Origin of the sequence: Pseudomonas brassicae (genome assembly GCF_010671725.1) — a bacterium.
In the GTDB taxonomy this organism is placed as follows: domain Bacteria; phylum Pseudomonadota; class Gammaproteobacteria; order Pseudomonadales; family Pseudomonadaceae; genus Aquipseudomonas; species Aquipseudomonas brassicae.
The window spans coordinates 1-11,854 of the sequence record NZ_JAAHBU010000062.1 but is presented as its reverse complement, the minus strand read 5'-3'; the positions used below and the strand labels follow the sequence as shown (position 1 = coordinate 11,854).

Genomic DNA, 11,854 nt, shown 5'->3' with positions numbered 1-11,854 from the left:
CGGCCCGCACACAAAAATCTGACAGTCCCCCCGCACCTGGCGAGCGGCCAACCCTTCGGCTTCTGACCAGCGCGCCCCAGTAGCAAGGCAGATCCGAGCGACCAGGCCCGCCGCTACCGACCGGGCATCGAGATCGGCCAGCAGCGGGGGGATCTGCTCCACCGACAGGTAGGCCATCTCAGTCTCGTCGAATTTCAGGGCCCGCACCTTGCTCAGCGGATTGTCGCCCTTCCACTCCCCCAACCGCTCCAGCTCGTTGAACACGGCGCGCAGGTAGGCCAACTCATGATTCAGGGTGTTGGCGCTTACCGGCTTCGCCTGCTCACCCTTCTTGCGGCCGCTACCGGCCGAGTCCCTTCCGTACTTGCCTGCCAACCGATCAGCCCGGTACTGCGTGAAGTGTGTGGTGGAAAAGTCTGCAGCACGGGGGTCGCCCATACGCTCAGCCATGGACACCAGCGCACGCTGACGCTCTTCGCCCCGCTTCAAGGTGCAGCCGTGCGACTTGAACCACAGATCGATCAGGGCCGACAGGCGACGATCATCGCGCTTGGCCTTCTTCTCGAAAGTCCCGTTTGCACCGTCACCCATCAGCCGGCGTTCAACGTGCATCGCCTCGTTCTTGGACTGCACCTTCTGGCGAACCCTGGGCCCATTGCGGCCTTCTGGCCGGCAGTCCACCAACCATTGACCATCGTCCAGTTTCTTTATCGACATTGAGGCTTACCGATTACTCAGTTCGAACAACTGTCGAAAGGTCGCCATCTCACCGGTCGATGCATCGACGACTTTCCCTTTGATGCGATCGAGCCGAAATGTTCTGGTTTCTCCCCGCAGGTGGCAAAGGCCTTGGAAGTACGTGTCACTGTTTCCACGCCCCTTGGAGACCACCTTGTGCACGGTCACTTCTCGGCTAGAGCCATCACCACCAAAGCTCTGGTAATCAAAACTGATCTCACGGCTTCCTTGCCAGACAACACGACCATCACTCATCAGATCGTCATCATCGGAAGATCCAGAGCTGTAGGAACCCTGGCTATCCGCATGAGAAAGGTCCGAATCCTCTCTGGTCGCACGGTGATGCTTCAACGTCTCGGAAAGCCATCCAAACGCCCCCACAACAGCAATCACAGCCGCGACCACCCAGGCCCAGCCGGCCCAGTCGAAATACCACAGGAAAGGCACAACCAAGACGGCGACACCGCCCATCGAGGCTGCAAACGAAGGGATTTCCTTACTCATACGACGTCCTTGTAAATGTTTCAGATGGGGCTGATTTGACCGCTCTCTGGCGCGGTATCGCCTGTGATAAGCCACAGCGCGTATTTCTTGAACTGGGGGTGATTCGCGATTTTCAGCAGGGCGGGAGCCCCTACTTCGATGAAACCTGCCTCGTACTTCCTGAACGTGCTTTCACTGAATTGCAGGACCTCGCAGAACTCTCTCTGCGTCAGCCCCTCAGCCTTCCGGATAGCTTTGAGCTTCTTTGGAAAATCCATCACACCCTCTTGACTTGTTCTCTTTAAGGAACAAATAATGTTCCCTCAAAGGAACATTTATCCCCAATATGCCTAGAGAGGGTATCAGAATGCAGATAACCATCGACACGCCCTACGTCACCGTCGGGGAGTTTGCTCGACGCTCTGGCCAGTCCGATTCGGCTATACGCCGAGAGATCGAACACGGCCGCTATCTCATCCGCCCGAAAGCCGAAGGCTCCAAATCGGCGGTGTTGATCAATCTGGTCCACATCGCAATGGAAGCGGCTGAGCAAGCAGAACGTGCTCGCTCGAATGCCAAGTAAGGGAACGGGATGAGCGCACGGATTACCCAGGACCAGTTCGACCGGATCTACCTCGAGGACGTCATTCCGGCGCTCGAGCACGACCACGAACTGTCGTTCCAACCCAAGGACGCCAACGCCAAGTACTTCAACAAGGGCATCTGCCCAGGTTGCGGTGAGCGCACCCTGTACATCAGCAAAGAGAAGCCATTCCAGCTCAAATGCAACCGCTTGAACGAATGCCAGTTCGAGGAGAAGACCCGCGATCGCTACCGCGACCTGTTTGAAAACCTCAGCCAGCGCTTCCCTTCGACGCCCGAGAACCCGAACGCCACAGCCGATGCTTACCTGCAGCGTGGGCGTGGATTCGATACCGCCCGCATCACTGGCTGGTACAAGCAGGCGCGTCGACAAATGGACGATGGTTCATACGCTGCGACCGTCCGTTTCGAGCTTTGCGACGGCTACTGGGAGCGCATCATCGATGCGAGTGCGGTAGCAGCGAACAAAGGCGACAAGGCCGGTATCCGCAAGGGCATGAAGTACGCAGGCAAGGGCTGGGAGCCCAAGGGCCAGACCTACGAGAAAGACGACCGGGTGTTCATCGTCGAGGGAATTTTCCACGCGATCGCGCTTTGGCTGGCCGGCTACAAGGCGATCGCGGCCATCAGTTGCAACAACTTCCCTTGGGAAATCATCGAGGCCAACAAGGGTAAAGGCGTCCGATGGGTGATCGCGCTCGATGACGACCGCGCCGGCCGGGAAGTGATCCCGAAGTACCGTGGCCGCTTGGCCAACATGAAGGAGATCTGCCAGGTCGCGCTCGCAGGTGAACAGGACTGGGACGACGTCTACCGCGAGAAGAAGCTGGACGACGAGTTCATGGCCGAGGCGCTTTACCAAGGCCAACTGTTCTGTGCCTCCTCAGCGATGAAGAAGGCCTACCTGCTGTACACCCGCAGGCCGCGCCCCTTCTTCCTGGTCGAATTCGAGAGTTGCCTGTACTCGGCCAGGGTGAACACCTCCGAGCTGCAGAAGGACCTGGACGACATGCCGCGCAAGGCTGGCGACCCACCGAGCGGGTACCGCACCGAGTTTTCCAAGCACACCAATATCAGCCAGGTCGCCAACTGCGTTCCCCGGTTCGAGTACCTGGAGCGGGACGCGATCAGCGGGGAGCAACGCTACTTCTTCCAGTTCGAGTTCCCCAACCGCCGGCTGAACTGCAAGGAGCCTCTGCCCCCCAGCTCGATCACCGAACCCCGAGGTTTCGCGAAGGCACTTCTGGAGCGCACCCCAGGCGGCATGTTCGAGGGCGGGGAAAAGGTCCTGGGCATGCTCAAGGCTGACTGGCTTCGCAATCCCAATGTAGTTCGCACGTTGCCCTTTGTGGGCTACGACGAAGTCACCGGTGCGTACTGCTATCCAGGCTTCGGCTTCCACAATGGCAAGGCAATGCAAATGAACGAGCACGGCTATCTCGACATCAAGGGGCAGGGCTTGAAGACGTCTGCTCGCAGCTTCCCTATGCACCGCGGCGAATCGTTCGATCCGTCCTGGTTTGACGACTTCCAGCGAGTGTTCGGGCTGAACGGCGTAGCTAGCCTTGCCTGGTGGACTGGCTCCCTGTTCGCAGAGCAGATCCGCGCCGTGCAGCAAGGGTGGGCCTTCCTGGAGCTGACGGGCGATGCCGGCGCGGGTAAGTCGACGCTGATCCGCTTCCTGTGGCGCCTGGTCGGTCGCAAGAACGAGGAAGGCATCAAGCCGAGCGGTTCAGGCGCATCGGCGATCGGCCTACTGCGTTCGCTCTCGGCTGTCAGCAACCTGCCAGTGGTTCTCCTGGAGTCCGACAAGGAGACCACCGATTCCATGGGGCGAACCGTGGTTCAGCAGTACGCCTGGGACGAAATAAAATCGCTGTTCGACATCAACGCCAAATTGCGCGTCACCGGCGTGAAGACTGGCAACAGCGACACCGATGCCCTGATTTTCCGAGGAGCCATCTGCATTTCTCAGAACACCATGGTGGAAGGCTCCGAGGCGATCATCACCCGGATCGGCTACTTCCACATGACTCGGGACAGCCACACTCCCGAGTTGAAAGAGCTGGCCAACGCTTTGAAGGCCATGACGGTTGATCAGCTGTCCGGTTTCTTGCCCGCCGTTCTGTGCCAGGAAAGCGCCTGGCTGGAGCGGTACTTCAAAGTCTATCCAGAGTACGAGCAGCGTTTCACGGCCATGGGTGGAGTGGAGCACTCGCGAATCATCCAGGTCCACGCATCAATCCTGGCTGCGGCCAAAGCGACCCAGCCGCTGTTCCCAACATGGACTGATCGGCAGATGGAAAACCTAGCCAAGCATCTGGAAAGCCGCGCCCTCGATCGGCAACAGACCCTCTCTGCAGAGAGCAAGACGGCCTCTGTGTTCTGGCAGGCCTACCACTACCTGAATGAGCAGGTGATCACGATCGAGGACGCGGACGGCCGCAGGCAGGAAACCCGCGAGACCCTGAATCACAGCTCCGACAAAGGGTTGATCGCTATCAACATCCAGCACTTCCAAGCCGCATGCCGTGCCGCTGGCCTGGAGGCGATCCCGACTGTCCTGCTGCAGAAGGCGCTGAAACAAAGCCGCACGCACACCTTCCTGGAGACGAGGAAAACCCACTCCCGCATTGAGCAGCGGTCACTCAACTGCTGGGTGTTCAAGAAGCGTGCGTGACTCCGCCGGCGCGGGGGTAAGAGTTCTGGAGTCAGGGGTATCCGGGTGAGGCATCGGTTTCTGAGTAATCCCTTGAATCATCTGGAATATCTGGAAGGAATGGGAATAGTCAAATGAATACAGATACTTACAGCCTTACAGCAAGCCCTATGCCACTGGAATGCGCTGGAAGAAATCTCCTTCCACCACCTTCCACCAACCTTCCACTTTGGATGCTGTTCCGTGAAACGGCTGTAGCCCAAGCGCTGCGCGGCCTACAGCCGAGCGGTGGCAATTTGACCTTCCACTACCTTCCACCCCCGCTGGAAGGACTGAAAAAAACCTCAGCCCAGCAATCATGCGGCCTGGAGCCGGGGCTACATAGGCACCTTCCAGATATTCCACATGACTGGGGGGTGTACGCGACACATCTGAAAAACCGGTGGGAAACCACCCAACTGCGCCGTAGCGCATCAAGGAGAGAAACGATGCAAATAGACCAACCAACCGCCAACTTTCACCTGGTCTTGAGGGACTTCCGAGCGTTCGCCCTGGAGCGAATCGGTGGGCACGAAATCCAGCTTGAGGGCGAGACCTTCAAGCACCCCACCGTTCAACTGGCGTTCGACGCCTTCAAGGCTGGTCGCAGCTACATCCCCGGGGCGCAGCTTTTCGCGAGCATCCGGGAGGACAGCAAGTACCACCACCAGATTGCCTGGTGCATCAGCAACGGCATCGGCCACCCCTTCCCCGTCCGCTTTCGGGCGGCGCTGGACCGCTACGTCCTTGAGGGCGGTGCAGGCGGCGCTTACCGGCTGGCTGATGTCGATCTGTTCGTGCTGCATGACGACAAGCTGTTCCTGGTCGCTCAAGGGGGAAAGATCAATGAATAACGGACTTCGCACCATGGCCACGGCGCTGGCCGCTAACCGCTGATGGCCGACCGATCCTCTCGCCTGGATTTCATCCTGGCTTTGACCGACAAAGTCACCGCTCCCATGGGCAAGGTGAAGACAACTTTCTCCGACTTGGCCAGCCAGAGCGAGGCGAACACCAAGCAGATGGGGATGGGCCTTGCCGCCATCACGGGCGGTTTCGTGGGGATCAATGCATCGATGGCACCGGCGCTGGAGATGAACCGCGCCCTGGGCGAGGTCCGATCGCTGGGCGTGGCCGAGGACGCCTTGGACGCGTTGAACGCCAAGGCCCTGGAGTTTTCCACAAACTACGGTGAGAACGCCCAGGCCTTCGTTGCCTCGGCCTACCAGATCGACGGGGCCATCAAGGGCCTTGCCGGCGAGCAGTTGGCGACCTTCACCAACGTCAGCAACCTGGTGGCCAAGGCGACCAAGGACGATGCTGCGACCATGACCGAGTATGTGGGTACGCTCTACAACCTGCAGAAAGGCCAGGCCGACGCGATGGGTAAGGGCGCCTGGGTTGAGAAACTCGGCGGCCAGACGGCCCTGGCTGTGCAGCTGTTCCGCACCAGCGCGCGCAGATGAAGGACGCCTTCAAGGAGGTTGGGGCTTTGGCCTCCACTGCCGGCGTGGACATGGCCGAGCAGATGGCAGTGATCGGTACGCTGAGCAGCACAATGGAAGGTGGCGATGCCGGCGGCCGGTACAAAGCGCTGTTTGAGAACATGGGCGCCGCCTCTGACAAGTTGGGGATGAAGTTCACCGACCAGCAGGGCAAGGCGCTGCCGATCCTGGAGATCATGGACAAGCTGCAGGGCAAGTTGGGCGACCTCACAAGTGCATCGGCCGGGGCCAAGCTGACCGAGGCATTCGGCGGCGAAGGCGCCCAGGTGATCGCCGCCCTGGCCAAGGACACCGGCCGCTTGCGCAACGGTATTGACCAGTTGGGCAAAGTCCGCGGCCTTGAGCAGGCCGAGAAGATGGCCAAGGCCATGGTGGACCCATGGCAACAGTTTGGCTCTGCTGTCCAGGCGCTGCGCATTGCCTTTGGCCAGGCGTTGATTCCAACGCTGACGCCGCTGATGGATCGCCTGGTGGGTATCGCCAGCACGCTCACCCGGTGGACCCAGCTGTTCCCGAACATCACACGCCTGATCGGCATCTTGACCCTGACATTCCTCGGGATGGCTGCGGGTATGGGCTTGCTGACGTTCGCCGTGGGCCTGAGCAAAACCGTGTGGCTGTCACTGATCACGTGTGGAAGGTGCTGACCTGGACCGGATTCCGCTCGATCGCGATGTTCCTGTTCCACACCGTAATGATCACCGGCTTCATCGTTGGCCTGGCGCTGATGTACACATGGATGGGCCTGGTGAAGGGCGCAATGCTCGCCTGGCAGGGGGTGATCTGGCTGGTGAATGTGGCCATGTCGGCCAACCCTGTGATGCTCGTTGTCCTGGGCGTTATGGCCCTGGTCGCTGCAGTAGTAGCAATGGTCGTGTACTGGGACGAGCTGGTGGCGGCGCTGATGAACACGGCAGCGTTCCAGTGGGTGAGCGCCCAACTGCAGGCGTTGTCCGATTGGTTCACGTCGATGGGCGGCTGGTCGGGCATGGCCAAGGCCGCTTGGGACGGCATCGTCTCGATCTTCCAGAACGCAATCAACGGTCTGATCGAGCTGATCAACAAGATCCCCGGCGTGAACATCGAAACCCGCCTGGGCGACATGCCCGCGATTCCCGGGGCCGAGCAGGCCATGACTGCCGGCGAGACCGCCAGCGCTGCGCAGCGAGCCCAGCAGACGATCAACTCAGCGATCCCCAGCCTGGCCCCGGCGCGGCCCAATGCGGTGCCCGCAGGGGGCCTGCTGACCAGCATCCAGAACACAACCAACCAGAACACCACCGGCAGCAAAAAGGCGGAGAACGTGAACATCTACACCAGCAAGCCAGTGACCCCGCTGGAAGTCGAAAACATGATGTCGATGGCGGTGGGCTGATGAGCGAGTACATCGACCTGCTGATCCAGGACAACGACCTGGTGCTGGACCCTTCGCGTCAGCCACAACTTATCTCGGACCGGGCCAGCATCGCACAGGACATTGCCCACATGATTCGGGACAGCGGCCTGCTGGTGACACTGGTGGCCGAACGGGACCGACTCAAGCAGCGTGACTGCATCCAGCAGTTGGAGCTGCTGGTGGAGGACGACGCGCGCCTGGTGCCCGGTACCGTAGAGATCATCCAGCTGGAACCCGGTCAGTACCTGGTGACGGCCACGACCCTGGAGTTCGGCGTGATCGAGGTGGCCCTGTGAGCGACGTGGACTTCAAGCAGGCACTGAACGACGCCGGTATCCCGACTACCGAAGCCGGGCTGCGCGAGGCGTGGGAGGCCGAGGTGGCTGCCCAGGGTAGCAAACTGAGCAACACCAGCTCGTACTCGCCCTTCTGGCGGGTGGTCACCGCCCTGGTAACCAAGCCCGTGCTGTGGATTCTCGACTTCTTCGTCGCCACGGTACTGCCGAACTTCTTCGTCAAGACCGCCAAGGATGCCTGGCTGGACATGTTGGCGTGGGCGGTCAATGTCGAGCGCAAAGGCGAGACCAAGGCCAAAGGCTCGTTGCTGTTCACCCGCACGGCCGCCGGCGGCGTCCTGGTTGTTCCAGCCCGTACTGTCGTGCAGTCGCCGCCGATCAATGGCCATGTGTACCAGCTGGTCACGGTAGCCGACGGGCTGTTCACTGATGGGCTGATGCAGCTCGATATCGAGGCCGAAGCGGTCGACACCGGGTCAGGCTTCAACCTGGCCCCGGGGTACTACGCGATCCTGCCGGCGCCGGTACCCGGCATTGCCCAGGTAGTGAACGTCGACGGTTGGCTGGCCTCACCTGGTGCGGATCCCGAGCCAAACGACGAGCTGCGCCTGCGCGTGCGCAATCAGTTCAGCGCCGTCAATCAGTGGCACACCGATGCGGTGTACCGGGCCATGATCTCGGCCTTTCCGGGCGTGCGGCCGGATGGGGTCTACTTCGAGCACGGCGCGCCGCGAGGGCCAGGCAGTGCCAACGCCTTTGTGCTGTTCGATGCCGGTGTGCCGCGGCCGCGTACCTGGAGCAGATCAACACGCACATTCGCGACCAGGGCAACCACGGTCATGGCGATGACATGCTGGTGATGGTCATGCCGGAGACGTTCCACGACCTGCAGGTGCAGATTTGGCCGCGATCGTCGCTCACCGCCGAGCAGCGCCAGGCGCTGGAGAGCGACGTGGAACAGTTCATTCGCACGGCGTTCCGCGAGAGCACGACCCGCGACTACACCCCGACGCTGACCTACCCACAGTCGCGGTTTTCGTTCAGCCGCCTCGGGGAAGAGCTGCACCTGCAGTTCGCCGGTATCGAGTCGCTGGACTTCGAAAATACCGACATCGTGTCTGAACTGAGCATTCCCCGCATCCAGAGCCTGCAGGTGGTGCGCCATGATTAAGCTCGACCTCAAATTCTGGTTGGCGGGTACCGAACTGACCAAGCTCAAGCAGGCCTGCCAGGCCTGGTGGGAAAAGGTCGAGGAATGGCTGCGTTGGCCGCTCCTGCAGCTCGACGCCGAAAGCTGCCACATCACGATCCTGGACCTGCTGGCCTGGCAACGGGATATCACCCGCTTCAAGGGCGAACCTGAAAGCCTGTACCGGCTGCGCGTCAAGCACGCCTTCATCAATTCCGTGGACGCCGGCAGCATCGCCGGGATGAAGCGGATCCTTGTGCGCCTGGGTGTGGGTTACGCCGAGATCGAGGAGCGCCACCCCGATCGGGATTGGGACGTGGTGCTGCTGCAGCTGAGCAACACCCAGTTGGCCAAGAACCCCGAGCTGCTGCGCGTGCTGATTCAGCAGTACGGGCGCACCTGTCGCCGTTATGACTTCGTGACCATCACGCCAGTGGCCATGGGCGTTGCCCTGGTCGAATTCAACGACGACCAGCAGACGCTGGTCGCCAGCCTGTAGGAGTTCCCGTGGGAGCGAGCATCACCCTTGCCGGCGAAAGCCTGATTGCCCAGAAGCATGCCGCCCGGGAAACCCTGGACGTGCAGCGCTTCGTCTTCGCCAATGTGCCCGGGCTGGATCATTCCGCCCCTGTTGATCGAGCAGCGGGAAAACCTGCCAGCGCCCGGATCGTGTACGCCGCCGAGATTCCCGATAACAACGCCGGGTTCGTCAACCCCAACCAGGTTGTGTACAGCCTGCAGGTTGGGTCCGACGTGGGCGATTGGGACTTCAACTGGATCGGCCTGGAGACAGCAGAAGGCGTGCTGTTTGCCGTGGCTTACGTGCCGCTGCAGCAGAAGCGGCGCAACATCCCGCCGCTGCAGGTGGGCAACAACATCACCCGCAACTTCCTGGTGGCCTATGACGCGCTCAGGCGCTGACGGGCATCACCATCGATGCCAGTACCTGGCAGCACGACTTCACCGTGCGCCTGGCGGGGATCGACGAGCGCGAGCGCCGAAGCAACCGCGATGTCTACGGCCGGGCGACATTCTTCGCTGACTCCTTGCAACTGGTGAAAACGGCAGGCTCTTATCAGTTGAAGCCCGGGCTGGCCTATGTCGAAGGCATTCGCCTGGAGAAAAGTGTGTCGTCTCCCGTGGTACCCCCGGCGCTCCCTGCGACTGCTTGGCTGGAGGTGTGGCTTCAACGTGAGCTGAGCGACGTTGTCACGAACTGGAAAGTGGTGTGGGGCAACGACCTGGTCGACTACAGCGACAGCCTCGGCGTCCGCCATTACCTGGTCCCGCTGGCCGACCTGCCCAGCAGCAGCATCATCAACGATCGCCGTAGCTTCCAACCGATCAGTGGGGCGCTGATCGAGCACTTCGCGGCCAGGAATGGGGATTACGTGGGCCTGCGGGCGCGCAGCACTACGAAGGATGATGTGAAGCTGGGCAATCTGCCCAATGCCAAGAGCGATGACCCGACGACGGACAGCAGCGAGATCCTGGCAACTACCAAAGCGGTACGCCAAAGCATCCTGCAGGTGAATTATGAGCACGTTGGGCAGATCACCCATTTTGCGTGTACCAATGCGCCGGCGGGCTGGTTGAAATGCAATGGTGCGGCTGTTTCTCGTACGGCATACAAAGAGCTGTTCGACCGCATAGGCACCACCTGGGGCGAAGGCGACGGTGTGACCACCTTCAATCTACCTGACGCCCGAGGCGAGTTCTTGCGCGGTTGGGACGATGGGCGTGGCGTCGATGTCGCCCGCGACTTTGCCTCGGGGCAAGGCTCTCAGAACGCGGCCCACATCCACACCGGCAGCATTGGGTCGGCAGGCTCACACGCACACAACATCCGCAGTTGGATCGCCATGGGCTTCGACAGTACCGGTGGCTCCCTTGTAAGTGGTGTGGATAGTGGATCTGGCGGCCGTCAGCAACCAGATTCTGACGTCGGCACTTTGGCTGCAGGCGCTCACGTCCACACCCTCACCATCAATTCGTCAGGCGGCTCTGAGGCACGGTCACGCAACATTGCCGTCCTGGTCTGCATCAAATACTGAGGCCCATCGATGACCCATGAAACCGTCTACCAAACCGACAACTTAGGGATCTTTATCGGTACTGCTATCGCTGATAGATCTCCGCTTGAACCTGGTGTGCTGTTGATTCCGCGTGGCTGTGTTGAGATTGCACCCCCCGCTATTCCCGAGGGCAAAGTGGCTCACTGGGATGGCGAAAAATGGTCCCTGATCATTCCTACAACGGCCTGACGGCCTACGACACCCGCACTGGTGAGCCGTTACACATTGAGCGCCATGGGCAATTGCCGACTGGCTACACGCTGGAGGTTCCTGCTCCAGGGCAAGTATGGAAAAACGGTGACTGGGTGGATGATGTGCCGAAGGTGCTTGCGGCGCTGCACCGCGAGCAGACCGATGCGATCAATAGAGATTGTGAGTCCGCCATCATGGCGGGCTTCTGGTCTGATGCCCTGGGAAGCCCGCACTTCTACACCACCCAGTGGGATGACCAGTTGAACCTGTTGGGTGCCGCAATGCGCGGGCTCGAAATGCCGTATCCGTGCCGTGACGAGCAGGGGGCAAAGGTCTTCCGTCCGCACACGCCGGAGCAGCTGCGTCAGGCCTCTGACCACCTCACACTCCACAAGCTGACGTTGCTGCAGCACGCCAACACGCTCAAGCAACAACTGGACGAGGCCTTGGCCGCCCTGGACTTGCCCAGGATGAAAGCGATTCACTGGGAGCGCCCAGCGCAATGACCTGGTCCCCGGTGAGAATGCAGTGGCCGGCCGAGGCCACAAGCTGGATGGCGGACCTGGCTGACGCCAAGGACCTGGCCGGCGCCGAGCTGGCCAGCACTGCCCTGCGCATTAAAGGCCTCGACGGGCTGGCCACTACTGCCCCGGGGCCGGTCGGAGCCAGCGCTGAGCAG

The 11,854-nt window shown here is 60.9% G+C and carries 10 protein-coding genes and 3 pseudogenes; 10 read left to right on the top strand and 3 right to left on the bottom strand.

Annotated elements, in window-relative coordinates; all coding sequences use genetic code 11:
- From G3436_RS05720 to G3436_RS05710, 3 genes are all read right to left on the bottom strand, one after another.
- Positions 1-717, bottom strand: a 717-nt coding sequence (locus tag G3436_RS05720) for a phage integrase (protein ID WP_420801175.1), incomplete at its 3' end; no start/stop codon positions are given.
- Between the two features lie 6 nt (positions 718-723).
- Complete coding sequence (locus tag G3436_RS05715) at positions 724-1,242, bottom strand: WYL domain-containing protein (protein WP_163942298.1); 519 nt, start codon at positions 1,240-1,242, stop codon at positions 724-726.
- A gap of 20 nt (positions 1,243-1,262) precedes the next feature.
- On the bottom strand, positions 1,263-1,499 hold the full coding sequence (locus G3436_RS05710) for a helix-turn-helix domain-containing protein (protein ID WP_163942296.1): 237 nt from the start codon (positions 1,497-1,499) through the stop codon (positions 1,263-1,265).
- Between the two features lie 89 nt (positions 1,500-1,588).
- Here G3436_RS05710 and G3436_RS05705 point away from each other — a divergent pair, with 89 nt between their 5' ends.
- The 10 genes and pseudogenes from G3436_RS05705 to G3436_RS05660 all read left to right on the top strand — a co-directional run bounded on the left by G3436_RS05705 (position 1,589) and on the right by G3436_RS05660 (position 11,681).
- Complete coding sequence (locus tag G3436_RS05705; RefSeq protein ID WP_163942293.1) at positions 1,589-1,804, top strand: hypothetical protein; 216 nt, start codon at positions 1,589-1,591, stop codon at positions 1,802-1,804.
- Between the two features lie 9 nt (positions 1,805-1,813).
- Positions 1,814-4,504 carry a toprim domain-containing protein gene (locus G3436_RS05700; RefSeq protein WP_163942291.1) on the top strand — a complete coding sequence of 897 codons (2,691 nt, stop codon included), beginning with the start codon at positions 1,814-1,816 and terminating at the stop codon, positions 4,502-4,504.
- A 113-nt stretch (positions 4,505-4,617) separates the two neighbouring features.
- Positions 4,618-5,376 (top strand): hypothetical protein, encoded by a 759-nt coding sequence (locus G3436_RS05695; RefSeq protein WP_163942288.1) that lies wholly within the window; start codon positions 4,618-4,620, stop codon positions 5,374-5,376.
- A gap of 42 nt (positions 5,377-5,418) precedes the next feature.
- Positions 5,419-7,402, top strand: a pseudogene (locus G3436_RS05690) (phage tail tape measure protein).
- Positions 7,402-7,719, top strand: a complete 318-nt coding sequence (locus G3436_RS05685) for a DUF2590 family protein (RefSeq protein WP_163942285.1) — start codon at positions 7,402-7,404, stop codon at positions 7,717-7,719. Before G3436_RS05690 ends, G3436_RS05685 begins: the two are co-directional and overlap by 1 nt.
- Positions 7,716-8,890, top strand: a pseudogene (locus tag G3436_RS05680) (baseplate J/gp47 family protein). The gene G3436_RS05685 and the pseudogene G3436_RS05680 overlap by 4 nt, the downstream one beginning before the upstream one ends.
- Complete coding sequence (locus tag G3436_RS05675; RefSeq protein WP_163942282.1) at positions 8,883-9,407, top strand: phage tail protein; 525 nt, start codon at positions 8,883-8,885, stop codon at positions 9,405-9,407. The pseudogene G3436_RS05680 and the gene G3436_RS05675 overlap by 8 nt, the downstream one beginning before the upstream one ends.
- Positions 9,408-9,415: 8 nt before the next feature.
- A pseudogene (locus G3436_RS05670) lies at positions 9,416-10,962 on the top strand (phage tail-collar fiber domain-containing protein).
- Positions 10,963-10,971: 9 nt separating this feature from the next.
- The gene (locus G3436_RS05665; protein ID WP_163942279.1) at positions 10,972-11,172 is read left to right on the top strand and encodes a hypothetical protein; all 201 of its coding nucleotides are present in this window, start codon (positions 10,972-10,974) and stop codon (positions 11,170-11,172) included.
- Complete coding sequence (locus G3436_RS05660; RefSeq protein WP_163942277.1) at positions 11,142-11,681, top strand: DUF4376 domain-containing protein; 540 nt, start codon at positions 11,142-11,144, stop codon at positions 11,679-11,681. The genes G3436_RS05665 and G3436_RS05660 overlap by 31 nt, the downstream gene beginning before the upstream one ends.
- The last annotated feature ends 173 nt before the right edge of the window (positions 11,682-11,854 follow it).

Excerpts from the sequence above, each read along its gene's own strand:
- G3436_RS05665 (WP_163942279.1), top strand. The coding sequence starts at position 10,972 with ATGACCCATGAAACCGTCTACCAAACCGACAACTTAGGGATCTTTATC.
- G3436_RS05705 (WP_163942293.1), top strand. The coding sequence starts at position 1,589 with ATGCAGATAACCATCGACACGCCCTACGTCACCGTCGGGGAGTTTGCT.
- G3436_RS05675 (WP_163942282.1), top strand. The coding sequence starts at position 8,883 with ATGATTAAGCTCGACCTCAAATTCTGGTTGGCGGGTACCGAACTGACC.
- G3436_RS05700 (WP_163942291.1), top strand. The coding sequence starts at position 1,814 with ATGAGCGCACGGATTACCCAGGACCAGTTCGACCGGATCTACCTCGAG.
- G3436_RS05710 (WP_163942296.1), bottom strand. The coding sequence starts at position 1,499 with ATGGATTTTCCAAAGAAGCTCAAAGCTATCCGGAAGGCTGAGGGGCTG.
- G3436_RS05715 (WP_163942298.1), bottom strand. The coding sequence starts at position 1,242 with ATGAGTAAGGAAATCCCTTCGTTTGCAGCCTCGATGGGCGGTGTCGCC.
- G3436_RS05685 (WP_163942285.1), top strand. The coding sequence starts at position 7,402 with ATGAGCGAGTACATCGACCTGCTGATCCAGGACAACGACCTGGTGCTG.
- G3436_RS05660 (WP_163942277.1), top strand. The coding sequence starts at position 11,142 with ATGGTCCCTGATCATTCCTACAACGGCCTGACGGCCTACGACACCCGC.
- G3436_RS05695 (WP_163942288.1), top strand. The coding sequence starts at position 4,618 with ATGAATACAGATACTTACAGCCTTACAGCAAGCCCTATGCCACTGGAA.